Source organism: Rhizobium sp. PK7-22 (genome assembly GCF_056530405.1).
In genome coordinates this window covers 1319495-1344014 of record NZ_CP096514.1, presented here as the reverse complement: position 1 = coordinate 1344014, position 24520 = coordinate 1319495, and the positions used below count along the sequence as shown (strand labels likewise).

Genomic DNA, 24520 nt, shown 5'->3' with positions numbered 1-24520 from the left:
GTGTCCCCCCTTGTTGCTTCAGGCGCGACGGGCGAAAAATGCCCCCCAGGCCGGCAAATTGATGCGGTTGTCTTCAACGCTGCTGTCGAAACCATGCCCACCGAGCGCTTCCCAGTCGCCCGGCGGCGGTTCGACGACCACCGGCTCCGGGCTCATGTTGAACATGCACAGGACAATCTCGTTGCCGTTGCGGCGCTCGTATTGGAGAAGCGGCGCGTCCGACGGCAGGAAGATCATATCACCCCTTGCCAGTGCCGGATGCAATTTGCGGAAGGCGAGGAAGCGTCGATACTGCTCCAGCACGGATTCCGGATCGCCATACTGGGCGCTGACGGCCTTCAGCTGGTGCTCCACCGGGATCGGCAGCCAGGTCTTCTCCGAGGTCGAGAAGCCGGCCTGCAGCGCCTGCGCATCCCAGACCATCGGGGTGCGGCAGCCATCGCGGCCCTTGAACTCCGGCCAGAACTGGATGCCGTAGGGATCCTGCAGATCGGCGTAGGCGATATCGGCTTCCGTCAGGCCCAGTTCCTCGCCCTGATAGATGCAGATCGAACCTCTTTGGGTCATCAGGATCGCCGCCAGCATCCGGACATAGGCGTCGCGATCAAGAACCTCGAAGCCCCAGCGGCTGGCGTGGCGGACGACGTCGTGGTTGGAAAACGCCCAGCAGGCCCAGCCTTCCGAGGCGGCTGCAGAGAAAGCCGTCTGAACCTCCGAGACTCGCGACGGCGTCAGCGCGTCGGGGGAAAGGAATTCGAAGGCGTAGCACATGTGCATCTTGTCGCCGCCGGAGGTGTATTCCCCGACGATCTCCAGTCCACGCTGGCTGTCGCCCACCTCACCCACCGCGGCGATCGCCGGAAACTCGTCCAGCAGGGCGCGGAAGCGTTTCAGGAAGTCGATGTTTTCCGGCCTGTTCTTGTCGTAGATGTGCTCCTGAAAATTGTAGGGATTGACCGCCGGCGCCGTCGAGGCGTTGCGGCGCGACGGTTCGAGCGCCGGGTTGTCGCGCAGCTCCCGGTCGTGGAAGTAGAAGTTGATGGTGTCGAGCCTGAAGCCGTCGACGCCCCGCTTCAGCCAGAAGCGCGTCATGTCCAGCAGCGCGTCCTGGACCTCGGGATTGTGCAGGTTGAGGTCCGGCTGCGACGTCAGGAAGTTGTGCATGTAGTACTGCATGCGCGTCGGGTCCCAGTGCCAGGCAGACCCGCCGAAGATCGACATCCAGTTGTTGGGCGGCGTGCCGTCCGGCTTCGCATCCGACCAGACGTACCAGTCGGCCTTCGGATTGACGCGGCTCGACCGGCTTTCGATGAACCAGGCGTGCTGGTCCGAGCTGTGCGACATCACGAGGTCGATCATCACCTTGAGACCAAGCCTGTGTGCCTCGTGGATCAGTCCGTCGAAATCCGAAAGCGTTCCGAACATCGGATCGACTTCCGTGTAGTTCGACACGTCGTAGCCGAAATCCTTCATCGGCGACGGGAAGAAGGGAGAGATCCAGATCGCATCGGCACCGAGTGCTGCCACATGCGGCAGACGCGCCGTGATGCCCTTCAGGTCGCCGATGCCGTCGCCGTTGGAGTCCTGAAAGGACCGCGGGTAGATCTGGTGAATGACAGCGCCGCGCCACCAGTCCTTGTCAGGTGTCGCGGGGGTTGCGGTGTGAATAGTCATCTAAAATCCTGTCGTCATCAAAATGTTCAGCCACCCTTGACGGAACCCGCCAGCAGGCCGCGGACCAGATATCGCTGAAGGCCGAAGAATACCAGAAGCGGAATGATGATGGTGATGAAGGCAGACGCCGTCAGGATTTCCCAGTTGCCGCCGCGCGATCCGAGGAGCGCATTCAGGCTGCCGGTCAGCACCAGCTGATCTCGCCCGGTGCCCAGGAAGACAATGGCGATCAGGAGGTCGTTCCAGACCCAGAGGAATTGGAAGATGGCGAAGGAGGCGAGCGCCGGGAACGACAGCGGCAGCACGATCTTCATGAAGATCTCGAAATCGCTGGCGCCATCGACCCGGGCGGATTCGATGATCTCCTTGGGCAGACCGGCGATGTAGTTGCGCAGCAAATAGATCGCCAGCGGCATGCCGAAGGCGGTGTGCGCCAGCCAGATGCCGGCATAGGTCTTGGAGGGTACGCCAAACAGGATGCTGATCTCGTTGTAGAGCCGCAGCAGCGGGATGAGCGACATCTGCAAGGGCACGACGATCAGGCCGATGATGGTCGCCAGGATCAGCGCCCGGCCGGGGAACTGCATCCACGAGAGCGCGTAGGCCGCGAAGGCCGCAATGAGGATCGGGATGATCGTCGCCGGGATCGTCACCGTCAGCGAATTGATGAAGGACTGGCCCAGCCCTTCGGCGGCGATCACCCTTTGATAGTTCTCCATGGTGAACTCTGGAGCGCTCGCGACGCTCAGATAGACGCGCTGGCCGCGGCTGCCCTCGAACGGAGCATTGCTGGTGTGAACATAGGAGCCATCCTCGTTCACCGTCAGCGTCTCGCCCTCGCCGATCTCGGCGGCCTCGCCCGCTTCGAAGGCCGCGGGCTCCTGCACGCGCGTGCCGAAGGCACGGACGGTTCCGCCAGCACCTTCCCCGAAGACATTGCCCGTGATGACGTAGGCGCCACCTTCCTGCCGCTGCTCCGAAGGATCGCCGAGCCGTGCGGCAGATGTCTGCACCGAACTGCTGAAGGCGGTCCACCAGCCCGATGTCGTGATCTGGTCGCGGTCGCGGATCGACGTCACCAGGATCCCGAGCGTCGGGATCAGCCAGATGGTGACGATCAGCAGCACCGAAAGGTGGACGGCGAGGCGGGGAAGGCCGATGCGGCGGATGCGCGTTGCCAGTGCGGTCATCTCAATGGCCCTCGGATTCGCGGTTCGCCTGACGGATGTTCCAGACCATGATCGGCGTCACCGCCGCCATGATGACCAAGGCGATCACGGCACTTCGTCCGCTGTCGCCGCCGCCGCGGAACATCCAGTCGAACATCAGGTTGGCGAGCACCATCGTGTTCCACTGGCCGTTGGTCATGGTCAGAACGATGTCGAAGACCTTGAGCACGAGAATGGTGATGGTCGTCCAGACCACGGCAATGGTGCTCCAGATCTGCGGCACCATGATCTTCCAGAAGATCTGCCAGCCGCTGGCGCCATCGATGACGGCCGCCTCGATCGTCTCCTCTGGGATGCCGCGCAGCGCGGCGGACAGGATGACCATGGCAAAGCCGGTCTGGATCCAGATCAGGATCGCCATCAGGAAGAAGTTGTTCCAGAAGGGCAAGGCGATCCAGACCTGGGGATCGCCGCCGAAGAATGTCACGACCGCATTGAGCAGACCGATCTGCGTTTCGCCCGAGCCGCGGTATTCGTAGATGAACTTCCAGATGACCGATGCGCCGACAAAGGAAATCGCCATCGGCATGAAGACGAGGCTCTTGGCGATATTACCCCACCAGATGCGGTCCGTCAGCACGGCGATGACGAGGCCGAGGAAGGTGCAGGCGGCCGGCACGACCAGGAGCCAGAGGAAATTGTTGAAGATCGACTGGCGGAAGCCGGAATCCGATATCGCCCAGCGGTAGTTGGCGAGGCCGACAAAGACGCCACCGGAGCGATCGTAGAAGGAGAGGATGATGGTCGCGATCACCGGATAGACGAGGTAGACGCCGAGCAGCAGCAGGGCGGGACCCAGAAAGAGCCAGGGGCGGATGACGGCGCGGCGGTTGAGGTTTCGCGATGCCAGCTGGACATTGCCGGAGGGCGTCGGCAGGACGACCTGGAGGATCTTGTCGGACAGCCAATAATAGAGCGCGCAGGCGAAGACGCCGACGACCATCACCCCGACGGCCGATATGATCTGCGATGCCATCCTTACCTCCCCACCCCGAGCAAGCCGTGTCCTATGGCGGTCCTGCCACCCTCAGCGACAGGACACCTGGAACCACGCCCGCATGGCAGGCGTGGTCCGCTTTTGGCGTCAGTTCAGGCCGTCCCAGGCTTGCTGGATCTCGGTCGCGACCGTCTCGGCGTCCTTGCCGCCGACATAGTCGACCATGCCGGTCCAGAAGGCGCCGGCGCCGATCTTGCCAGGCATCAGGTCGGAGGCATCGAAGCGGAACGTGGTCGCCGATGTCAGGATGTCGCCCTGCTTCCGCAGCGGATCATTGGCATAGGCCTCGACATTGACCCCCTTGTAGGGCGTCAGGAAAGCGGCCTGCGCCATCCAGACCTCGTGGGCGATCGGTGTCTTCAGAAACTCGATGAAGGCCTTGGCGGCCGGGGTATCCCTGGTGATGGATACCAGCGTGCCCGCACCGAGAACCGGCGTCCCAAGGTCGGCCTTGGAAGCATAGGTCGGCATGTAGAAGAAGTCCGCATCGGTGCCGAGCTCGGTGCCCTCGGGGAAGAACGAGGGGATGAAGGATGCCTGGTGGTGCAGGTAGCACTTCGGCGGGATGTCGAAGAGGCCCTTCGGGCTGTCCCGGAAGTCGGTGGAGGCGACGGCGGCGACGCCGCCGCTGACATATTCCTCGTTCTTGGCGAACTTGCCGAATTCCTCGATGGCGCCAACGACGGCAGGATCGTTGAACTTGACCTCGTTGCTCACCCACTTGTCGTAGGTTTCCGCCGGCTGCGTGCGCAGCATCATGTCCTCGACCCAGTCGGTCGCCGGCCAACCGGTTGCGCCGCCCGAGCCAAGGCCGATGCACCATGGCACGCCGCCGTCCTCTACGATCTGGTCGCTGAGCGCGATCAGGTCTTCCATCGTCTCAGGGATCTCATAGCCGGCTTCCTCGAAGTTTTCCGGCACGTACCAGACCAGCGACTTGACGTCGGCCTTGAAGGGGAAGGCATAGAAGTGCTCCGCGCCATCCTGCCCTTCGTAGGTGCCGTAGCCGACCCAACTTTCACCGGCGCCGTAGTTTTCCTTCACCCAGTTTGCCGTCTCATCGCCGAGCGGCGTCAGGAAACCCTTGTCGGCCAAGTCGGCCAGAAGGCCAGGCTGCGGCAGGATCGCGATATCGGGCGGCGAGCCGGCCTGTGTATCGATGACGATCTGCTGCTCGTAGTTTTCGGACGAAGAGTAGCGGGCATCGACGCCGGTAGCTTCGCGGAAATAGGCCAGCACGCTGTTGAAGAGTATCTCGTCGTCGCCGCGCCAGGGGCCGAACAAGGTCAGGCTCTGGCCCTGCAGATCGCCATGGGACGACTTGAAGTCCTCGAAGCTCTGCCAGTTGAAACGGGAATCCTCACCCGGGGCAAATTTGAGCTCCTGCGCGCCAGCGCCGCCGGCGACAAGAGCTGCCACTGCAACCCCCATCCAAAAGGTCTTTTTCATGCCAATACCCTCCCTGGTATCCACTATCGTTTTTGCGAAATGGCCGCAGCGGCCGCGGTCCTCTCCATCTTCTTGATGATAGTGATGTGTTCTTCTGCGCCTTGGAGTCAAGCCCCCCGCACGCGTGCCAGAGCGGCCAGCGGTCGGCCCGCAGGGTCACACGGGGCGCCTTCATTCCAAGGGTGCTCAGGCCGCCCCGCAGAGCGGCCCACCACGGAATGGCATCCGCTTAGCGCTAGAATTTGGGGAGCGGCCGGCCGGCCGCACGATGCGCCGCGACGACGGTATTGGCCATCAGCATCGCGATGGTCATCGGCCCCACCCCGCCCGGGACCGGCGTGATCGATCCGGCAACCTCGGCGCATTCGTCGTAGGCGACGTCGCCGGTGATCTTCGTCTTGCCCTCGCCCTTTTCGGGCGCCGGAACCCGGTTGATGCCCACATCGATCACGGTCGCACCCGGCTTCACCCAGTCCGCCTTGACCATGTGAGGACGCCCGACCGCGGCGACGAGAATATCGGCTCCACGGCAGATGGCGGGTAGATCCCTGCTGCGCGAATGGGCCATGGTGACGGTGGCATTGGCAGAGAGCAGCAGCAGCCCCATCGGCTTGCCGAACAGGTTCGACCGACCGATGACCACAGCGTTCAAGCCGGAGAGATCCGCACCGTGGATCTTGTTGATGAGGATCAGCGCGCCGGCCGGCGTGCAGGAGATGAGCCCGCTGGCAAGATCGCCGGTCGCGAGCTTGCCAGCATTGACGACGTTCAACCCGTCGACATCCTTTTCGGGCGCGATCAACTGGATGACGGGTTCGGAGTTCAGGTGGCGCGGCAAGGGCAGCTGCACCAGGATACCATGAATGGCAGGATCGGCATTGAGTTCCGCGACCAGTCGCTCCAGGTCTTCCTGCGCCGTCGTCTCGGGAAGATTGTGCTGAACGGAATGGAAGCCACACTGCTTGGCCATCTTGCTCTTCGAGTTGACGTAGGCGTGGCTTGCGGGATCATCACCGACCACGACGACGGCGAGGCCTGGCTTGATCCCGGCTTCCCGCGCCAGTGTCTGCGCTGCCTCGGTTACCGTTGCGATGACCGACGATGCGGCCTGCTTTCCGTCGATGATATGTGCCACGCCATGTCCCCTGTCCAACATGAAGCCCGCTCCAAGGCTCCTGGATACCTGTTCCGGCACAAGCCTTAGCTTTGCGCTGCGAACAATTGCAAGGTGATTGCGACAACATTCGCGCTAGATACCGACGACCCCGGCTGCGCCAGCAGGAAGATCCTCCCCGGCCATACTCGAGGCTGCAGATCCTACAGAGCCGAAAGGGCCTCTCAGGCCGCTTTGGAGCGATCCGCGCCGGCAAAGGTCAGAAGGCCGAATTTGCCGACTGAAGAGTTGTCGCTCTCGCCAAACCGGTCGAGTCCCTTCCCCGCAAATATCACCAGGCCGGCGGAAAGGGCGGAGAGCCGCACACGATCCGAAACGTCAAGATGCAGCTTCGTGACGATTACCAGATCAGCGGCGGGGATGGATTGGAGACGATCGATTGTCGTCGGCACGACCCGGTGCCAGGGTGCGTGGTCCCGAAGGCGTGCCTGCAGTTTTTGACCATCAAGCCGGCTCCCGCCGATCAGCAAGATCTTCAGCGGCCGCTCCACATAGGTGAGAAGTGCCGGCACCAAGGTCTCCGGAGAAAAGCCCACGTCGGGTCGGCGCCCGATCAAGGTGGCGACGAGACCGACTAGGCCGCGCCGCGAGGGAAGAAGAACCTGCCGAGACAGCCATTTGCGATTTTCCGGATCGACCAACAGCCCTGCAAGCGTCGCATCGTCGAGAAAGGAGATCTCGGTTCGCGTCCCGCGCCGCGAGAGCGCCGCTTCAGCCTTGGCAAGCATCTCCGTCCAGCCCGTGTCGAGAACCGGCAGCCCGAACACCGGGCGAACTGCACCGGAACGGCCCGGCACGGCGCGTCGCTTTGTGCGCGAGTGAATCAACGAGAAGATACGCATTGCACAGCCTCCACCGCTTCATGAGTCGGCCAGAGACCTAGCAGACGGCGGTGAACGGAGGCCCAAGGGGACCGCTAAAGATTTAGCGATCCCTGTATTTGCTGCTTCTGGGAGAATTAGTGAGCGGCCGGAGCAGGCTCTTCAACAGAAACGCCTTCGACGATCTTCGTCGCTTCGACGGGACGCTTGCCTTCGCGGGCGACGTTGGTGCGGATGTCTTCCTTCGACATGAAGTCAAGCTGTTCGACCAGCACCTCGGATACCATACCGTCACCCAGGTGGCGGTTCATGTCATCCTTGATCCGCGTCCGGAAGGTTTCAAGGTCGAAATCGCCCGGATTGCCAAGGTCGATCATCTTGTCGCCAACGAGGAGGGTGAACAGCTCGTCGGTCGCCAGTTCCGTCATCGGCAGATCGACGCCCTTGATCTTCTCCTTGTCCATCATGAAAGAGAAGCGGCCGAGGAAATAGCCGGTGACCATGCCGTCGGAAATCACCGGGATGGTCAGAGCCTCTCCGCGGACGAGTTCGAACGCTTCCTTCTTGGCAGCCTCTTCGTCGACAGGCGGCGGCGGCGCCGACATCTGGACGGAGAAATAAACCGCCGCCAGTGTGACGATGCAGACCCACAGGCCGGTGAGAAGGAGCTTCAGCATCAGTTCTCGCTGTAGAGAAATTGTTCCTGGGTGTAGGTGCCGTCGCCGTCGGCTTCACGCGCTGCGTTCTTCAGCAGATCCGCCACGGCACGAACAGCATGCAGATGCGCTTCGACCCGGCGGGCGTTCACGGCCAGCTTCTGCTTCAGTGCGTGCATCTGGTCGATATGGGCATCCGCCAGTTCCTTGGGGTCAGTGGTGCGGAACAGCATCGTCAGTTCGTAGAGGCAACGGCTCTTGTGTGCGTTCGAAACCTTGAGATCGAACTGCGGGTCGCTGCCGATCCTCTGATTTTCGTTGTCGACGATCAACTCAAGCCGACCGAGAACGGTCTTGATCCGATGATCGTTGGATACAACTTCCATGTTTCCTGCCCCAATTTCCCTCATGTCAGGCTTCACTCTCCTTGGTGGCCGATAGGCCGAGGACCTGACGTTCAAAATCCGTGATCATTCTCATTGCGCGGTCGCGATCACCTTCATCCGTGGTCGCGTTGACAACTCTGCCTTCGTTTCTGGCCAGAGCCTGCGAATACATCTGCTCGGCAATGCCGACGCCGCCGGTCTTCGACATGCTCTCGGCGATCTGCTCAGCCATCATGCTCTTCCAGAATTCGCCGGCGGAACCCTTGCCGTAGACTTCCTCCGTATCCTTGGGCAGCATCGAGCCGATGAAATTCTGCAGGATGCTTGCCTCGAACTGACGATACTCGTCCGGCATTTCTGCCATCTTCTGGCTAGGCTGTGCATTGGCGAGGCCTGCCTTGGTGGCAGGGGTCGACAGGATGTCCATCGCCGCACCAAAGCCGGCTCCGACTTCCGCAAGGCTGGAGGCAGCATAGGCGGCCCGTGTTGCCTTCAGCTTCGCCTGTGCGGCCTGCACTTCCGTCGGATCTGCAGCGCGCACGACGTCGAGGATCAGGTCGCTTGGAGGAGAGATCGCCACGTCAATTCCTTTCGCCATGACTATTGCGCGTCAGCCCGCGGACTGCAGGAGCGCAAGAACATTTCGATTTTGTCGTGTATTCCGGAACGCTTTCATTAAAGCCGGTCACACTGTGGAGGAGACTATGGCTTCTGAAGCTTGCTGGAGGCTGGCGCAGCCAGCGTTATCTCAAGAAGATCATATATTGCCTGATCGGACGCCTCGCGGTCTTCCAGATCCCGGGCATCTTTCATGTGGTCCTCCAGACGCTCTGCTTTCGTGCGCTCCTTCAGAACCTTGTTCTCCTGGAACTGCTGCACGGTCTCCAACTGCTGATCCTTGATCCTCAGTCGGCCATAGCGTTCGGAATAGTGCTGGGAAAACTGGCGATGAACCGGCTCCATGGAACCGATGGCCTCGATGACCACCTCCATCGACTGGGCAACCTCCTGGCGATGGCGCGTCGTGCCGGCGAGCTCACTTTCCGCCATTTTCTCCAGATGCCGCTGGACGGTGACCAGCCGCTTCAGTTTCTTTGACCTGTTCTGCTCAGCCATGGCGACCTCAGAAGGATAGGAAGACCGTTGCAAAACCATCCGCGAACTGGCGAATGAATGCAGCGATCGTCAGATACAGAAGGAAGAGCCCGCCCGCGAGGAGGAACGGCGTCGAAATGAAGAAGACGGGGATCTGCGGCGCCAGCTTGTTGATAAGGCCGATGGCGACGTTGAACATCAGTCCGTAAATCAAGAAAGGGCTGGCAAGGCGCAGCATCAGGTCGGTGGTCGCCCGCAGTGTATCCGTCAGGGTGATCAGCATCTTTTGCGGATCGATGACACCGCCGACGGGCGTCGCCGTATAGGATTCCACCAGCGCGCGGAAGATCACGTGGTGGAAATCGAGCATGAACAGCATCAACAGCGCGCTGAAACTCAGCATGTTCGTCAGCTGGTTTTCCGAAGTATCCTCCAGAACATCCATTCCGCCAGGCGCCGTGAAGCCGATCGACATCGTTAGGATGGCGCCTGCATATTGCATGCCGAGCGTGTAAAGCCGAGCGATCAGGCCGTAGACGACCCCCACCATCAGCTCGCTGGCAATCAGGCCGATATAGATCGGCGCCGGCGAGGAGACGCGAGGATAGATCACGTCCCACAGCAGAGGGAGCACGGCCATCGATACCGCGATCGCGACAATCAGCCGGACATTGGTCGGGATCCGGGCGCTGCCGAAGCCGGGAAGCACCATGATGCAGCCACCCATGCGACAGAACGCCAAGAACAAGGCAAGAATAGTCCCCTGCGGGTCGAGAAGCATCAGCACGATCCCTTACGGGTCGGTCATCAGGAGATGGCGCCCAAAATCTTGATCTCGAGTCCCTTTGCAAGCTCTACATGGGAAAGGACTGGAAGCGTGGCGAACAGCCGCTCGATGATCATCCGAACATAGGAGCGTGTTTCGGGTGAGGTTACAAGGACGAAGGGCAGTCCACGATCCATGAATTCACGGATAACTTTCGTCGCCTGCTCGCTGAACTCTTCCAGACTGCGCGGATCGATGTCGAACTCGACGACCTCGCCCTTGGCATCGCGCTTCAGCGCCTGGTGGAAGATCATGTCCCACTTGGTACCTAGGCGCAGCACGCGCAGCACGCCATTGTCGGCCAGGTCGCCGCAAAGCTGCTGCGACATGCGTATCCGGACGTGCTCAACGATCTGCTCCGTCTTGCGCACATGCGGGGCAAGCTCGGCCACGGCTTCCAGGATGAGATGGAGGTTGCGGATCGAGACACGTTCGGCCAGCAGAAGCTTGAGCACGGCCTGCAGACCGGAATAGGACATGTGCGAGGAGCAGATCTCGTCGGCCAGCTTCTTGTACTCCGGGTCGAGCCGGTCGATCAGGATCTTCACGTCCTTGTAGGACAGGAGCTGCGGCAGGTTGTTGCGGATCACCTCGGACAGATGGGTGAGCACCACGGAGACGTTGTCGATCGGGTGAAAGCCTTCGCGCTTCAGGTCTTCCGCGAAGGTTTCCAGAATCGAGACCGCCGGCATGCCGAAGGCCGGTTCGCGGATTTCGTCGCCCGGAATACTCGGCTTGCGGCCGGCCCCGGTTACCACCAGAACGTCGCCCACACGCAGCGTGTTGGAGGCGATCGTCGTCCCGTGCACGCGGATCTGGTAGGATTTCTCCTGGATCATGATGTCGTCGGTGACCTTGATCTCGGGAACCACGAAGCCGTACTGCGAGGCGAACTTCTTGCGCATCTTGCCGACGCGGAAGGCGAGCTCCTGGTGGGCGCCGAGCAGACGGGTGGAGACCTGCTTGCCGAGCGCTAGTTCGATCTCGGCGGTGCGCAGCGCGCTCTTGACCGAATCCTTCTCCGCTTCCTTGTTCTGGACGACCTTCTTCTCCTCGTCCTCGCGGCGCACCTTGTTTTCTGCTTCCAGCTGGCGCGGGATGATCCATGCACCAAAGCCCATGACGGCGCCCAGCGCCGCGAATGGAATCAGTGGAAGGCCCGGCACCAGGGCCAGCATGCCCATCAGGCCCGCCGACATGAAGAGCGCGCGGGGATAGCCGCTCAGCTGGTCGAGGACGGCCTTGTCGGTCGATCCCGCGGTGCCGCCGCGGGAAACCAGAAGGCCGGCCGCCAGCGAAACGATGAGGGCCGGAATCTGCGACACGATGCCGTCGCCGACGGAAAGCTTGACGAAAACGTCTGCGGCTTCGCCGATTTCCATGCCATAGCGGAAATAGCCGATAATGATGCCGCCAAAGATGTTGATCGCCGTGATGATCAGGCCGGCGATGGCATCGCCACGCACGAACTTGGAGGCACCGTCCATGGCGCCGAAGAAAGAGCTTTCCTGCTCCAGCTCCGAGCGGCGGCGCTGCGCCTCCTTGTCATCGATCATGCCGGCGGAAAGATCCGCGTCGATCGACATCTGCTTACCGGGGATGGCATCAAGGGTGAAGCGGGCGCCGACCTCCGCGATACGGGTGGCACCCTTGGTGATGACGATGAAGTTGACCGTCACCAGGATCATGAAGACGATCACACCGATGACGAAGTCGCCCGACATCACGAGACTGGCAAATCCGGCGATCACGCCGCCGGCCGCATCATGGCCTTCGTTGCCGTTGGAGAGGATAACGCGCGTGGTCGCGATGTTCAGCGACAGGCGCACCATCGTCGAGATCAGCAGAATGGTCGGGAACGAGGAGAAGTCCAGCGGTCGCTGGATCCACAGCGAAACCATCAGGATCAGAACCGAAAAGGCAATCGAGAAGGCAAGTCCCATATCGATCAGGAATGTCGGTATGGGCAGAAACAGGACGCACAGGATCGCGATGATGCCGGCGGCAAAGCCGAGATCCCGCCCACTAGGTGCGACTTTGGGTATTGCGAGTGCGGGTGGTTGCGCCATGGTGCATCCGTCTCTTCATGAGAAGGGGCAGACAAGTCTGCCAGTTCACCACCTGCTTAAATTGCGAAGCTTGTGCGAGGATGTGCGCAGCATGAACCGTGGCTAGAAGCCCGACTGCACCCTCGAAAAGACGAGCGTCGCGAAGAGATTGATCTGGGCCCCGATGAACGGTGCCGTCACGCCGAGCGCCACCATAATGGCGACGATCTTGGGAACGAAGGTAAGGGTCATCTCCTGCACCTGCGTCAGCGCCTGCAAAAGAGCAATAGCAACGCCCACGATCATGGCCGTGAGCACGGCGGGACCTGAGGCCACGAGAATGGTCCAGATCGCCGCCTGCATGATATCCAGGGCGTCGGCTTCGTTCATGTCGCCTGCTCCAGCCCGAATCATTCGGGCCATGGTTGATTAGCTCGTCTTACCGTCGGTGTTGGCATCCGTCGAGCCATCGGTCGTGCCTGTGGTCGGCGTCTTGGTCACGATTTCCGAGTCGGAGATGACCACGCCGGCCTGCAGCAGCACCTTCTCATTCTTATCGGTAATAGCAATGACGCCGTCCGAATAGACTTCGACTTCCTTGATCTTGCCCATGACCTTGTCGTCTGCACTCTGAACGTATTTGCCGACGAGATCGCCAGCCCGCGTGAGTGCTTCGGCCTGCAGCATGCTGCGCAGGTGCGAGTTGGTCTGGATCGTCTGCTCCACCTGAGAAAAGGACGCGAGCTGGGACATCTGCTGTCCCGCATCCATGGGATCCGTCGGATCCTGATTCTTCATCTGAGCAATGAGAAGCTGAAGGAAGCTGTCGTAGTTGAGCCCAGCCTTGTCGGCCGCCGCGGAGGTTGCGGCAGCGTTGGCCCAGGGATTGGACGCAGCTGTTGATACAGGATCTACCGCCATGGCGCGATCTCCTTGCGAATCTGTTCGATCGTTGCCGGCGTCATTTCCTGGTTGTTCAGGATCCGGTCCTCGATGGGATAAAGCCCCCGGATGGCCTTCAGAGCGTCGAAGGCCCGACCGGATGCCACCAGACCGTCGATCCGCTTCAGCTCGGCGAGAATTTCGTCGTTCTGGAAGCAGTTGAGCAGCATGCTTACCGACTTGCGGAAGAGTGCCAGGGACTGGTCCTTGCCTTCCGGATTGATCAACATCATCTGGGCGATGAAGTAGAGCTGGCGGAGTGGCGTATTGGCATCTTCAGGCTGAAGAACGTGGTTCTCCAACAGGAAGGTGACGTCGTTCAGAAATTCCAAAGCCACCTTGCGATCGACGCGCAACACAGCGCCGTTGATGAAGATTCGCTCGCCGGATTTCAATGAGATGCGCAGCGTACTTTTCATTTAAGTCCATCCTTGATGATGGTGGTCACGTCGATGATGCCCTGGTAGTTGGTGGACTGCCGCCTTCTGATCCGCTCGCACTCCTTCAATATCCAGATGGCGATGGAGATGAGATTGGCGCGCAGTTCGGTCGCAAGTTCGTTGTCCGGCTGCTTGAGATCTTCGATGAAGCTGATCCAGACGCGCCGTGTGTAGTAGATGGCGTCTATCGTCGCGCGGGAGTAATCGCCGGCGTTCATCGCGGATGTCAGAAGTTCTATGGATCGGTCCAGCGCCTGCCGTTCACGGTCCTTGGCGTCAGCGACGCCATCCTCCATGATCTCGGCATATGAAAACTGGTACATTCATGTATCCTTCATTTTCATGGGACTTCCTTATTCATCAAAGGAAGTTGACTAGGCTCAACTGTTGCAGGCGGGCAGTCAGTGTATAGGCTGTCTCGACCAGTGCCTCGAGACCCTTCACTCTTGTCGAGGCCTCGTAAGCGTCCACCGATTCAAGGTCGTTGAGGTGGATCTCGATGATGTTCATCTGCGCGTCGAGGGTTTCGTTCGCCTTCTTCACGCGTTCGGCAGACAGGCCCAGGGACGCACGCTCGCTCGTCAGTCCCGACATAGCCTGGCCGATGTAGCCGGTAGCACGGGTAACGGCTTCTTCCCGAGCCACTTCAGACATGTCCGCGCTCAGAAACTCCATCGAGACGAGGGATGTCAGGACGAACTTCCGCATTCCCTGGCTGTTCGCGTTCGTCGAGGTCTGCACGATCTCGCTTTGCGTGATGCGGCTCTTCATATTGTCGTCAGCGGCGTTCGAGACGAACGTGCTCCAGAAATCCTGGCCGGCGACGGCTGGGTCATGCGGCGGGTCGGTCAGCGGCGATGTTCCGTCCAGCTTCGCCTCCATCTCATCGAGAAAGGCCGTCATGTCCGCCTTCGTCATGTTCGATTTGGACGCGATGCCATTGTTCGTCATGAAGAAGTTCAACTCCGCATCGAACGCCGTCACTGCGGCCGATCCTTCCTTGGCAACATCCTCGAAAGGTTTTACGTCGGTATTAATACCGGAGAACAGGTATTCGCCGTTGACGGACGTGTTGGTGAAGTTCGAGAACGTGTCGAGCGCGTTCTGCACGGCCGTGCGTGCGACGGTGAGATTGGTCGCGTCGCCGCTGGAACCGATGCCAACCAGCGAGTCCAGGATCCCCTGGCCAAGCTCGGACATTTTCGAGAGCGCTTCTTCCGACGACTCGAGCCTTTGCGTCGCAAGCGAGTTCGTGGTGACCATCGACTTGAGCCGCAGCACGTCGCGCGTCAGGTCGAGGCTGCGGGAGGTCGTTGCGCCGAGTGCTACGCCGACATCGGAATGACGTCCGGTAGTGACCTCCTGCTGGGCAGCCACCATATCCTGCTGCGCCTTGGCGACCGCTGTGCGCATGGTCGTCTGAAGACTGAGGGATGAAACGAAGGAAGTCTTCATGGGTTAGCTCGCCGCCGCCAGGAGTGCCTGCATCATCTCGTCCACCGTCGCCATCAGCTTGGCCGCTGCCTTGTAGGACTGCTCGATGTCGAGCAGCAGTGAAAGCTCTTCGTCCAGGCTGACGCCGGTTTCGCTCGAGTAGGCATCCGTTGCGCGACTGAGCATGGCGAGTTTGTTTTCAGTCGCCGAAGTCGCCGTGCTGCGACGCATCTCCAGCCAGCCCATGGAATCCGCTGCGAAGGCCTGAAGCGAGAACGATCCACCGATTTCGGTCGCATCGTCGAACACGATCTTTGTGTCGAAGGCGCTGTCGAACTTGTTGAGAAGGTCTGAGTAGCCGGTTGATTGAGTCGTATTCGCCACGTAGCCCGGCCCGTTGATCCCGCCGTCGCGGACCAGGTTCGGGTTGCCGGATGGCGGGATGACCAACGGGTTGACCTTGATCCTGTTTGCCAGGCCCGGCTCGATGACACCGTCAACCGGCATTGCTGCCGCCGCGTCCCAGGTAAACAGTCCGGGCAAAGTTGGAAGGGTTGCAGGGATGGCTGGATCGGCTTCTGCGAAAGCCACGATCAGGCCTCGCGCCACCTCGTCGAGCTGACTCTGGAACAGCGGCGCGATTTCGTCGCGGATCTGGAGAAGGGCCTGGAGCGATCCTTCGGCGTTGGTATCGGAACCCACGCCCGCCTTCACGGCAACTCCGTCGATGTAGACCGGGTTGCCGACCGTGGACGCACCGTAGCCGACAGTCGGAGCAAAACTTACCGTCCGGGGGCCTGTCTCAAACAGCGTCGTTCCTTCCGACGTGTAGAGAACCATGTCCTGGTTTTCGCGGATGGACGAGTTGATCCCGACGATCTCGGAGATCTGCTTCAACAAGGTGTCGCGTTCATCGAGCGCATCGTTGGGGTTGCCCCCGACCGCGACTTCCTGCTTCACCTTGTTGTTGGCAACTTCGAACTGCGAGAGGAGCTGATTGAGATTCTCGACGCTCTGGGCAATTTCGCCATCTGCGCGAGTCCGGATAGCCTGCACTTCGTTTGAGGCCGTATTTAAGCCCTTTGCCAGATCCTGGGCGGTGGTCACGACGGTTGCGCCGAGGGTGTTCTCGCTCGGCTTGCTCGCCCAGGTCTGCAGGTTGTTGCGCAGGTTGGCAATGAGAGCATGGGGCGACGTTTCGTAGTCGTTGCCGCCCATGAGCGACTTCATTTCCTCCAGGCCCGCCAGAAGCACCGCCTGTCCGCTATAGGTGGACGAGCTTTCGATCGTCTGGCGCAGCAAGGCCACATTCTGGGATCGTTCGATGCCCACCACAAGCGACCCATTGCCGCTGGTCGTCAGTGCTGCAGAGCGCCGGACATAGTTGGCGTTCTGGGCATTCGCAATGTTCTTTGAAGCAACACCGGATTGAATTCCGGTGTTGTTGAAGACTGATTGCGCCGTATTGAGTGCTGACGAAAGGGTCATGGTGAATGCCTCTGGGAATTATTTCCCGTTACCTTTTCAGGTTGACGAGAACTTCCATAAGTTCGGAACCGGTCTGGAAGACCTTGGAGTTGGCAGTGTAGTTGCGCTGCGATTCGATCATCGAGGTGAGTTCCTCGGCGATATCGACGTTGGAATCTTCGAGCGCGTTGGAGATGATGGTGCCGTAGCTGCCGTTGCCGGCATAGCCCATGACGATGACGCCGGAGTCATTGCTTTGCGTATAGACGTTACCTGCCAGCGGCTTCAGCTGATCAGGGCTCTGCACATCCGCCATTGCGATGCGGTACTTCGGCTCCAGGTCGCCGTTGGAGTATTTCAGGAAGACGATGCCGTCGTCGCTGATTTCATGGCCAACGACGTTGCTGGCAGCGTTGCCGTCTATCTTGCCGTTACCGACCTTGAAATCGGACGAGAGCTGGGTCGAACCGCCGATGTCGATGGTCAGGCTGTTGAAGACCGCACCGCCCAAAACCATGGACTGCGTTGTTAGCGAGCGCGGAGTGACTACCTTGCCGAGTTCATCGAACTCCATCGCGGGGATCCTGCCGATACCGTTGGACGGCGCGCTGATACCCGTAGTTCCAGGGTCAGAAGTTACAGCGGAGAAGTCGAGGGTCATGGCTCCGAGAGTGCCGGTCGCTGGAATAACCAATGCACCGCCGGGAATAGCGAAGGGCGCCGCATTCAGCGGTGTGGTCGAAGTCATCCCGTCATAGACATTGACGCTCCAGCCCGTTGCACCCTTGGTATAATCGTAGCGCAGGGTCCTTGCATCGCCGTTCTGATCATAAGCGATCTCGGTCGTCCGGAAGGACGTACCGTTGGCTGCAAGAGAGTCCAGGTTGCCGGTTGCGGTTGCGTCCGTGGTCGCATCGGTCGCCGGGTCGAAGGCACGGCTGAGGAGCGACGTGCCCTCGTAGGCAACATCGACAGTCCACGAGTTGTCCGCTCGCTTCGTGTAAGTAATGTCGAGAAGGCGGGTATTGCCCTGTGTGTCGTAGGCCTTGAGCGAGGTCTTCTTCTCGTAGCCGACAGCTTCCTGTGAGGGAAGGTTGACATCAAGGATACCGCCGGTCGATGCGGTGGCGTTCAAGGAACCGGAAGACAGGTTGACTTCCGTCAGTCCGTCAAACCCGTTGACGACGATGGTAGGGTCTTCCGTCGACGAATATTCGTAGCCCATCAACGTGAAGCCGGCCGCGTTCTGCAACGATCCGTCGGACATACCCGTGAAGTTGCCGGCGCGCGTCAGGTACTCGACCCCGTCGGTGCCTTGAACGATGAAGAAACCGCGGCCATTGATGGCGAGATCGGTTGCCGACGTCGTGTAGGTGAATGTGCCCTGCGAGGAGATCGAGTAACGCACGTTGGTGGTGACGCCGCCCGAGTTGTAGGAACCCTCGCCCGACGGCAGGATCAACGAAGAGAACTGCGTGGAAGCCTTCTTGTAGCCAGCGGTCGAGGCGTTGGCGATGTTGTCGCCCACCGTGCTCAGGCGGTTGGCCTGGGCGTTCATTCCGGACACGCCGGTTCTCATGGTTCCGTAGAGGCTCATCTTAAATCCTCGTTATCGCTTTATACCGGGAGAGTAGGCGGTGGGCCTTGCGTGAAGCTGTCTGGTTTCCGCTTCCCTGAGACGAGGCGGAAACCTCAGATGCGTTAGCTCCAGTCGATGCAGTATCCAAGGAAACGCTTGGAATCGACAGGATCGTGGCCGAGGCGCTTGCGCAGCTTCTTGCGCAGCTTGCTGATGTGGCTTTCCACGACGTTCTCTTCGACTTCCTCGTCGAAGATGCCGTAGATGGCGTTGAAGATCTGGGTCTTCGACACGCGGCGGCCGCGGTTTGCGACCAGGTATTCGAGGATCCGGCGCTCACGGCGCGGCAAAGCAAAAACTTCGCCTGCGATTTCCGGGTCCCGACCGTCCGAGAACACCCGGATCTGTCCGACGTCCGTGTAGTTGGCGATGGCCTTCAGGCGGCGACGGATCGCAGCGGCACGCGCCAGGATCTCGCGAGGGTGGACGGGTTTGCGCACGACGTCGTCAACACCGCTGTCGAAGAGCGCCAGGGTCGCATCCAGCGAGGGATGATCGCTGACAGCAATCACGGGCGCCTGGGACCTGTCCCGGATCGTCCGCGGCAGCTCGAGCATGCGATCCCCCTGACCGATCAGGAAGGCTTCCACAGCGTGGATGTCGCCGTCTGCTGCCGTGCTGACCCATTCGGCAAACTCTGAAGGATCAAAGCCTGTGGAAGGGATGCCCTCGCGACCAAAAAGGGATGTATAGCCGTCTTTAACGAGCTCGCGCTCATCAACCACTACGATCATTCGCCGCCTCCGAATCAGTTGTGGTGTTTCAATGTCCCTATGGGTACGAATCGCGGGAATCGGGCACAAGCTGCAGGAAGTTAACTAAACAAATTAATAGTTGATTAACCACTGCGCAGCGATTTGCACTAGATCTAGTGGCATTGGACGCGAAGAGGCACAATTATCCGGTGGATAACGTTAAGACTTTCCTCATAAAGGGATTGCCTGACCAATTTTTGCCCCAAACACGCCACACGTCCGCATACGAGTCTTCGACGGCAGAGATTCAATCTAAAATTGTCAATTTGTGCAGAACTGGCTGGCGTTCGTGGTCCATTTTCCGTAACCGGTTGCGACCAGATTGCTGATCACCCGACAGACATATTTTTTCTGCGCCGGGTCGTTGTTCGGCCCCGCATGGTATCTGGCTACCGCCATTGTCCAGGTCTCGTGACGCTGGTGGAGATTGTGGAGAAACTTGGCTGCGTACTCGACGTTGCGGCGCGGCTCGAACATCTCAGCCGCCGACGCAAAATTCTCGCCATGGAAATGATGGTTGATCTGCATGCAGCCGATGTCAATGAGCTTGCGCCCTTCCCGTCTGGCTGTGTCAAACACGCCCAAGGCAGCGCCTTGTGAAGGCGGATAATAGGCCTTGCCCTCGACGTTCATCGCATAGGGATAGAGGCTCCCTTTGCGCCCGGTTTCAGTTAGTCCCACCGAGTACAGGATGCCCTCGGGTATACCGTATTTGGCGGCAGCGGCCTGGATTTCTCTTTCACAGGCGCCGTCTGACGCCGCCATCGCCTCAGAGATACAACTGCCCAGCATGAGCATCGCTAGCAGCGCCAGGACCGAAGGCTGCCGAAGTATCCAGCGAGGAGTCATTGTCGAAATTCCTGTTATCGCCCGTCTGTTCGAAGCGTTGACCGGATTGATCCCGGTTGGCTCCGCTCTGCCGCTCGCCATTGCCTGCCATCTGTTGGCCGTTCTGCGCCCCCTGCTGCCCCTTCTGGCTGTCCGTATCAGCCGTCGGTGCGACGCTGATCGTCACCTGGTCAACCGAAAAGCCCTGGGCTCGCAAGGCATCAAGCATGCCACTGCTGTCATCGCTTAATTGCTGAAGGGCGGCACGGGTCTCCACCGTCAGGTGAACGTGGAGCTGCTCGCCGCTCATCTTCAACGTGGCGGTGACCGCACCCAGGGCATGTGGGTTCATCTGAAGCTTCAGCATGTGAACCACGGAGCCGGAGCTGCTCTGCGCGGCAGTATTGGACAGCGTCGCATCCGGCTGCATCGCCGACGACCAGCTCTGGTCGCCGACCATGGCTGCCATGATCGAAGCGCTATTGGATCCGTTCGGCAGGCCGACGATGCGGCGGGAGTCCAGAACCAGGACATTCTCGACCGACGACGGGCCCGTCTTGGCTTCGGATCCGGCACGCTCGTTCGCCTGAGCCGCCTGCGTCAGCTCCGCATTGATGCTGCCGTTCTTGGCATTGATGAACTTGAAATCGCGCTCGGGCTTGACGTCCGGCTCATCCGCAGACGGCATGTCGAGGACAGCTTCCGCGGAGGCGCCCTTGCGCGTGGTATCGGCGTCTACACCTGCGGCTGTCTTCGCCGCGCTCTCGCCAACGGCGGCTCTTCGTCCATCGCCTGCGGCCGCTGAACGCGGCGAGCCGGCATTGGCTGCCGATGCGGCGGTGGCCGAATTCAGTCCGGACAGAATGCTCAGGAGGTCTGCAGCGCCTCCGGTTTCGCCTGTTGCCTCAGTCTTATCGCTTGTGGCGTCGTCATCCGCAACCACTTCTGCGTCGTCAGACTCAGAACCGGGACTGCTGTTGCTGCCGTCTTGCGGATTGCGCTGAACCTGCCCCTTGCCACTCGGAAAGACCGACGAAATGGACGCTCTGCTCGTTTGGTTGTGATCTTCCGCCGTCTGCTCGCCGGCTTCATTCAACGCCGTCTTGACCGAACGCCTGGTGCCTTCCGCTACCGGCGCGTCCTCGCTTTGGGCCTCCGTCTGGCGAGACATGCGTCCCTCACCGACCGCGGCTTTCTCATCCGACGATGCGCCACGTCCTGCCTTTGACAAAGCGCTGGAGAATCCGTCTGCGCCGCCTTCCATTTCACCGGTGCTGCGTCCCGTTTTCTTCTGCGCGCGGTCTGCTGGCGCAGGTGATGAAAGAACCTCAAGCGTCATGGTGTTGTACCTTCTTCCTTCAGAAGATCATCGATGGCACTGAGCTTGGAACGGCCGGTGTCGACAAAGGTCTGGAATTCGTCGTCGAACTTGACACCGCTCACCGCCGGCGCGGATTCCGCAACCTCGGCAGATCCCGGCGCTTCATCGCGGGGAGACGCATTCGCTACGCTTGCGTCCGGTGTCTCTGGCATTGTACGCGGCGCATCTTGCGCCAGGCTTTCGTTCACGGGTTGACGCAGCACCTCCTCTGCAACGGCCTGGGCAGCCTGGCGAAGGGCACGGTCACGAGGGGATAGCTGGTCGTCCTCAATCTGAGAGATATCCTGCATCGCCGCACCGACGTTCGCCGTCGACACGTTGGCGAGCCCACTGTAGAGGCGAGCAAGCGCCTCAGGCGCCTCCGCATCCAGACCCGACAGAGCCGCAGCGCGACCAGACGCCAAGCGAGCAAGATTATTCTTGCCCATCACTGCGGCACTTCTGGCGATCCGGAGAAAAACCTCACGCCGGCGGTCGATGTCCATGAACTCTACCGTGCCATCGATGTCGGCCTCGACGATCTTGGGGTAATGCTCGACGACCAGTTGCACGAAGAAATCGGCAAACTGGCTGGCATATGGTGAGTGAACGAAGCGGCGCGCATACTTGCGGGAATAGTCCAGCCCTCTGTCGACCAAGTCGGCATCAACGGCGATGGCGACGGATCTGCGCAACGCGGCTTCCTCGACGATCGTGCCGGGGGCAGCCAGTCGGGCCATGTCGTAGTAGGTCAGCGCCCCCGTCGGATCGGTCGGCACCATCACGTTGCCGCTGACGAGCGCAATGTAGGCGCCGATCTTCTGGTCTCGATATTCGACTGCCATGTCGCCAAGGGACTTGGCAACAAGCGTTCCCTTCCCCGCCAGGTACTTTCGCAGCGCATCGGCCACGCGGCTGTCGAAGTTGCCGGCCACGTCGCGGCCGACGAGGTATTCCAGGGTCGCCGGATTGCCACCGCTCATGGCATAGATCAGCGCGGCGTCGACGTTGCGGGTATCTTCGAAAATCGTCGGATCCGCAGTCCGAAGCCGCTGATCGATCTTGCCGAGCATGAACCGCTGCATCTCGCCGGCAGAGTGGTCACCGGAAACGACCGTGTCCTGCACGAACTGCAACGAGCGCAGCATGATGTAGGGAGCAAGGGCGGCGTCATCCTGTGCCGCCACCTGCGAAGGCCATATCGCCAAGGCGACTGCAGTGGCGATGACGAATGGCCGAAATGCCGCCAGGGCCATCCTCATCCCTCGCCTGCCTGAAGAAGAATTTCGATCCGCCGGTTGCCGGCCGCGAGAGGATCTTCGGGAAGTTGGAGACGGCGGTCGGCAAATCCCGAGACCTGCTTGACGCGCCCCTCATCCAGTCCCCCACGCACCAGCATGTAGTAGGCGCTATGGGCACGAGCCATGGACAGGCGCCAGTTGTCGTTCTCCGTCCCCTGGAACTGTCGACCGTCCGTATGCCCGCGCACGAGGATGTTGCCCTGGCGCCCGTCGAGGATCTGACCGATCTTCTCCATTGCCAAGACCATTTCCCGGCGCGGAACCGCAGAGCCCACGTTGAACATTGGATCCACATTCTGGTCGGAAATGGTCACCAGCAGGCCGCCTTCGGCCGGCGTGACCACCAGCCCCTCGGCAAGCTTGCCGGCAACACCCTGGATCTGCGCTGCGATCTGGTCGCGAAGCTCTTCCGCCGCCTCTTCGGGATCTGCCGGCTCTGCGTCGAGTTCCGGCGGAGGAGCGTTATCGCTCACTGCCGCCTCCTCCACGACCTTCTCTTGCTCTTGCGTCTCTGCGACGCTCTCGTTCGGCGGCACGTCAGGAAGCGCCGTATCGGAACGTGGCTGCGGCATCGCCAGTGCCACGTCCTGCTCTTCAGCCGGCGTCACCTCCTGCGCGCTCTCAGCCGCCTCCTTGCGATCCTCGGCGCTTGTCACCTGTACCTGTTGCGTCCAGAAATCCGGATCGAACGGATCGCGATAGGCCTCGCCGCCGTCTGCTCCCGTCGCCGGTCCCGATTCCGCCGCGCCACCTTCGCCCTTGGCGCTGACGTTGGCCTGCTGGCCCACTTCCTGGGCGATCTCCGCCAGCACAGAATACGGGTTCTCGAAATAATCGGCTTCGGAGTAATTGGTTTCGTCGCCGGAGGTGGACGTCATATCCTCACCGGTCGCAGCCGCCGCACCGATGGTTTCGCCGTCTGCCTTGACCTTGGAGCGTTCGCTCTGCTCATCCCCTTCCGCCTGATCGACGGGCTTCTCGAGCCCTTTTTCGGCGGGCGTTTCGTCGGAAAGCTTGATTGGGTTGAAGTAGCTGGCCATCGAGGCCTTGGTTTCCTCGTTGGCGGCGTTGACGAGCCACATCACGAGGAAGAACGCCATCATCGCCGTCATGAAGTCGGCGTAGGCGATCTTCCAGGCGCCGCCATGGGCACCTTCGTGGTCGCCTTTATGGCGCTTGACGATGATGATCTCGTTCTTGCCGTGGTGATGGTTTTCGCCGTCGCTCACGCCAGCACCTCCCTCAGCCGAGCCGCCCAGGCCGACAGACGCGTCACGAGCGCGGAATCACCAATCTCGGCGGAGATGTCCAGATCGTTCGCCTCGATGTGGCGCAGCAGCGTCGCGTGGTTCTCACCCAGCGCCGCGCTCAATTTCTCATACAGGTTGAGAGGCCCGCGAAGCGTTACCGCCGCAACCTCACCTTCCAGGATTGCGACACGAAGGAGCTCCGCCAGGTCTGCAACCGCCTTGGCAATCAGCACCTGCTCGACGACCGGCGCCAGCACCTTGGCCGTCTGATCGCTCACCGCTTCTGCAATGAGCAAGGCGGCTTCACTCATCTTCTTCTCCACCAGGGTGGAAATCTCGTGCTCATGCAATGCCTTGGTCGCCGCCAATTCATCGGCATGCGCCTTCAGGAGCTGATCGCGCTCCTCGTCCCACGCGCGCTGCGCCTCCACGGTGCCCGCTTCATAGCCTTGCGCATGCGCCGCGGTCCGCTCGGCATCGATGTCGACAGGCACCTCAAGGGGGACTTCCGGAAAATCGAGGTCTCCACCGAAGTCAAAGCCGCCCACGTCGTCGGCCAGGATCGGAGGCGGTGGAGGCGCCTCGCCGAAGTCCTTCAAGTAGCGGGCAATCGAGGCCGTCATAGCTTTTCCTGCTCTTTACTGTCCCGCCGCGAAATCCCGGCATCCTTCCCGAACTTCGGCGAACCTGCGCTTCCGCTGCTCCTTGCGCGCGAAGGCGCAGTCCAAGCGATTGCCGAAACGGTACCG

25 protein-coding genes are annotated in these 24520 nt (G+C 60.7%); all 25 read right to left on the bottom strand.

The features are described from left to right. Window positions 1–18: 18 nt before the first annotated feature. Complete coding sequence (gene bglA / locus M1E10_RS11240) at window positions 19–1674, bottom strand: alpha-glucosidase (RefSeq protein WP_499176432.1); 1656 nt, start codon at window positions 1672–1674, stop codon at window positions 19–21. 26 nt (window positions 1675–1700) lie between these two features. Next, window positions 1701–2864: a carbohydrate ABC transporter permease gene (locus tag M1E10_RS11235; RefSeq protein ID WP_499176431.1), complete on the bottom strand. Its 1164-nt coding sequence runs from the start codon at window positions 2862–2864 to the stop codon at window positions 1701–1703. A gap of 1 nt (window position 2865) precedes the next feature. Beyond that, window positions 2866–3879: a carbohydrate ABC transporter permease gene (locus M1E10_RS11230; protein WP_499176430.1), complete on the bottom strand. Its 1014-nt coding sequence runs from the start codon at window positions 3877–3879 to the stop codon at window positions 2866–2868. A 108-nt stretch (window positions 3880–3987) separates the two neighbouring features. After that, entirely contained in the window at window positions 3988–5349 is a 1362-nt protein-coding gene (locus M1E10_RS11225; protein WP_499176429.1) for an ABC transporter substrate-binding protein, read from the bottom strand. Between the two features lie 235 nt (window positions 5350–5584). After that, the gene (gene folD, locus M1E10_RS11220) at window positions 5585–6484 is read right to left on the bottom strand and encodes a bifunctional methylenetetrahydrofolate dehydrogenase/methenyltetrahydrofolate cyclohydrolase (protein ID WP_499176428.1); all 900 of its coding nucleotides are present in this window, start codon (window positions 6482–6484) and stop codon (window positions 5585–5587) included. A 203-nt stretch (window positions 6485–6687) separates the two neighbouring features. After that, on the bottom strand, window positions 6688–7365 hold the full coding sequence (locus tag M1E10_RS11215; RefSeq protein ID WP_499176427.1) for a hypothetical protein: 678 nt from the start codon (window positions 7363–7365) through the stop codon (window positions 6688–6690). 116 nt (window positions 7366–7481) lie between these two features. Then, window positions 7482–8021 carry a hypothetical protein gene (locus tag M1E10_RS11210; RefSeq protein WP_499176426.1) on the bottom strand — a complete coding sequence of 180 codons (540 nt, stop codon included), beginning with the start codon at window positions 8019–8021 and terminating at the stop codon, window positions 7482–7484. Further along, a complete protein-coding gene (locus tag M1E10_RS11205; protein ID WP_499176425.1) occupies window positions 8021–8386 on the bottom strand; it encodes a hypothetical protein in 366 nt (121 codons plus the stop codon). The genes M1E10_RS11210 and M1E10_RS11205 overlap by 1 nt, the downstream gene beginning before the upstream one ends. Window positions 8387–8411: 25 nt before the next feature. After that, complete coding sequence (locus tag M1E10_RS11200; protein ID WP_499177152.1) at window positions 8412–8966, bottom strand: rod-binding protein; 555 nt, start codon at window positions 8964–8966, stop codon at window positions 8412–8414. Between the two features lie 122 nt (window positions 8967–9088). Continuing rightward, window positions 9089–9502, bottom strand: coding sequence for a hypothetical protein (locus M1E10_RS11195; RefSeq protein ID WP_499176424.1), 414 nt, complete (start codon window positions 9500–9502; stop codon window positions 9089–9091). A 7-nt stretch (window positions 9503–9509) separates the two neighbouring features. Beyond that, window positions 9510–10262, bottom strand: a complete 753-nt coding sequence (gene fliR / locus M1E10_RS11190; RefSeq protein ID WP_499176423.1) for a flagellar biosynthetic protein FliR — start codon at window positions 10260–10262, stop codon at window positions 9510–9512. Between the two features lie 26 nt (window positions 10263–10288). Next, entirely contained in the window at window positions 10289–12376 is a 2088-nt protein-coding gene (gene flhA, locus M1E10_RS11185) for an EscV/YscV/HrcV family type III secretion system export apparatus protein (protein ID WP_499176422.1), read from the bottom strand. Window positions 12377–12478: 102 nt separating this feature from the next. Next, window positions 12479–12745: a flagellar biosynthetic protein FliQ gene (fliQ, locus tag M1E10_RS11180; RefSeq protein WP_499176420.1), complete on the bottom strand. Its 267-nt coding sequence runs from the start codon at window positions 12743–12745 to the stop codon at window positions 12479–12481. A gap of 39 nt (window positions 12746–12784) precedes the next feature. Further along, entirely contained in the window at window positions 12785–13276 is a 492-nt protein-coding gene (gene flgD / locus M1E10_RS11175) for a flagellar hook assembly protein FlgD (protein ID WP_499176418.1), read from the bottom strand. Further along, the gene (gene flbT, locus M1E10_RS11170; RefSeq protein ID WP_029617334.1) at window positions 13267–13716 is read right to left on the bottom strand and encodes a flagellar biosynthesis repressor FlbT; all 450 of its coding nucleotides are present in this window, start codon (window positions 13714–13716) and stop codon (window positions 13267–13269) included. The genes flgD and flbT overlap by 10 nt, the downstream gene beginning before the upstream one ends. Continuing rightward, window positions 13713–14060 carry a flagellar biosynthesis regulator FlaF gene (gene flaF, locus M1E10_RS11165; RefSeq protein ID WP_499176417.1) on the bottom strand — a complete coding sequence of 116 codons (348 nt, stop codon included), beginning with the start codon at window positions 14058–14060 and terminating at the stop codon, window positions 13713–13715. The genes flbT and flaF overlap by 4 nt, the downstream gene beginning before the upstream one ends. Window positions 14061–14097: 37 nt before the next feature. Then, entirely contained in the window at window positions 14098–15192 is a 1095-nt protein-coding gene (locus M1E10_RS11160) for a flagellar hook-associated family protein (RefSeq protein WP_499176416.1), read from the bottom strand. Window positions 15193–15195: 3 nt separating this feature from the next. After that, the gene (gene flgK, locus M1E10_RS11155; protein ID WP_499176415.1) at window positions 15196–16659 is read right to left on the bottom strand and encodes a flagellar hook-associated protein FlgK; all 1464 of its coding nucleotides are present in this window, start codon (window positions 16657–16659) and stop codon (window positions 15196–15198) included. A gap of 28 nt (window positions 16660–16687) precedes the next feature. Further along, window positions 16688–18235 carry a flagellar hook protein FlgE gene (locus M1E10_RS11150; protein WP_499176414.1) on the bottom strand — a complete coding sequence of 516 codons (1548 nt, stop codon included), beginning with the start codon at window positions 18233–18235 and terminating at the stop codon, window positions 16688–16690. Window positions 18236–18339: 104 nt separating this feature from the next. Continuing rightward, window positions 18340–19011 carry a response regulator transcription factor gene (rem, locus tag M1E10_RS11145; protein WP_499176413.1) on the bottom strand — a complete coding sequence of 224 codons (672 nt, stop codon included), beginning with the start codon at window positions 19009–19011 and terminating at the stop codon, window positions 18340–18342. 282 nt (window positions 19012–19293) lie between these two features. Then, window positions 19294–19830, bottom strand: a complete 537-nt coding sequence (locus M1E10_RS11140; protein ID WP_499176412.1) for a lysozyme family protein — start codon at window positions 19828–19830, stop codon at window positions 19294–19296. Beyond that, on the bottom strand, window positions 19802–21031 hold the full coding sequence (gene fliK / locus M1E10_RS11135; protein WP_499176411.1) for a flagellar hook-length control protein FliK: 1230 nt from the start codon (window positions 21029–21031) through the stop codon (window positions 19802–19804). Before fliK ends, M1E10_RS11140 begins: the two co-directional genes overlap by 29 nt. Before the next feature lie 164 nt (window positions 21032–21195). Continuing rightward, complete coding sequence (gene motC, locus M1E10_RS11130; protein WP_499176410.1) at window positions 21196–22476, bottom strand: chemotaxis protein; 1281 nt, start codon at window positions 22474–22476, stop codon at window positions 21196–21198. 2 nt (window positions 22477–22478) lie between these two features. Beyond that, entirely contained in the window at window positions 22479–23750 is a 1272-nt protein-coding gene (locus M1E10_RS11125; RefSeq protein ID WP_499176409.1) for a flagellar motor protein MotB, read from the bottom strand. Beyond that, window positions 23747–24370 carry a hypothetical protein gene (locus M1E10_RS11120; RefSeq protein ID WP_499176408.1) on the bottom strand — a complete coding sequence of 208 codons (624 nt, stop codon included), beginning with the start codon at window positions 24368–24370 and terminating at the stop codon, window positions 23747–23749. Before M1E10_RS11120 ends, M1E10_RS11125 begins: the two co-directional genes overlap by 4 nt. Window positions 24371–24520 lie beyond the last annotated feature (150 nt).

Bases quoted from the DNA above. Each gene is read 5' to 3' on its own strand.
- bglA (WP_499176432.1), bottom strand. From the start codon at position 1,674: ATGACTATTCACACCGCAACCCCCGCGACACCTGACAAGGACTGGTGG.
- M1E10_RS11235 (WP_499176431.1), bottom strand. From the start codon at position 2,864: ATGACCGCACTGGCAACGCGCATCCGCCGCATCGGCCTTCCCCGCCTC.
- M1E10_RS11230 (WP_499176430.1), bottom strand. From the start codon at position 3,879: ATGGCATCGCAGATCATATCGGCCGTCGGGGTGATGGTCGTCGGCGTC.
- M1E10_RS11225 (WP_499176429.1), bottom strand. From the start codon at position 5,349: ATGAAAAAGACCTTTTGGATGGGGGTTGCAGTGGCAGCTCTTGTCGCC.
- M1E10_RS11215 (WP_499176427.1), bottom strand. From the start codon at position 7,365: ATGCGTATCTTCTCGTTGATTCACTCGCGCACAAAGCGACGCGCCGTG.
- M1E10_RS11210 (WP_499176426.1), bottom strand. From the start codon at position 8,021: ATGCTGAAGCTCCTTCTCACCGGCCTGTGGGTCTGCATCGTCACACTG.
- M1E10_RS11205 (WP_499176425.1), bottom strand. From the start codon at position 8,386: ATGGAAGTTGTATCCAACGATCATCGGATCAAGACCGTTCTCGGTCGG.
- M1E10_RS11195 (WP_499176424.1), bottom strand. From the start codon at position 9,502: ATGGCTGAGCAGAACAGGTCAAAGAAACTGAAGCGGCTGGTCACCGTC.
- fliR (WP_499176423.1), bottom strand. From the start codon at position 10,262: ATGCTTCTCGACCCGCAGGGGACTATTCTTGCCTTGTTCTTGGCGTTC.
- flhA (WP_499176422.1), bottom strand. From the start codon at position 12,376: ATGGCGCAACCACCCGCACTCGCAATACCCAAAGTCGCACCTAGTGGG.
- fliQ (WP_499176420.1), bottom strand. From the start codon at position 12,745: ATGAACGAAGCCGACGCCCTGGATATCATGCAGGCGGCGATCTGGACC.
- flgD (WP_499176418.1), bottom strand. From the start codon at position 13,276: ATGGCGGTAGATCCTGTATCAACAGCTGCGTCCAATCCCTGGGCCAAC.
- flbT (WP_029617334.1), bottom strand. From the start codon at position 13,716: ATGAAAAGTACGCTGCGCATCTCATTGAAATCCGGCGAGCGAATCTTC.
- flaF (WP_499176417.1), bottom strand. From the start codon at position 14,060: ATGTACCAGTTTTCATATGCCGAGATCATGGAGGATGGCGTCGCTGAC.
- M1E10_RS11160 (WP_499176416.1), bottom strand. From the start codon at position 15,192: ATGAAGACTTCCTTCGTTTCATCCCTCAGTCTTCAGACGACCATGCGC.
- flgK (WP_499176415.1), bottom strand. From the start codon at position 16,659: ATGACCCTTTCGTCAGCACTCAATACGGCGCAATCAGTCTTCAACAAC.
- M1E10_RS11150 (WP_499176414.1), bottom strand. From the start codon at position 18,235: ATGAGCCTCTACGGAACCATGAGAACCGGCGTGTCCGGAATGAACGCC.
- rem (WP_499176413.1), bottom strand. From the start codon at position 19,011: ATGATCGTAGTGGTTGATGAGCGCGAGCTCGTTAAAGACGGCTATACA.
- M1E10_RS11140 (WP_499176412.1), bottom strand. From the start codon at position 19,830: ATGCTCATGCTGGGCAGTTGTATCTCTGAGGCGATGGCGGCGTCAGAC.
- fliK (WP_499176411.1), bottom strand. From the start codon at position 21,031: ATGTCTCGCCAGACGGAGGCCCAAAGCGAGGACGCGCCGGTAGCGGAA.
- motC (WP_499176410.1), bottom strand. From the start codon at position 22,476: ATGGCCCTGGCGGCATTTCGGCCATTCGTCATCGCCACTGCAGTCGCC.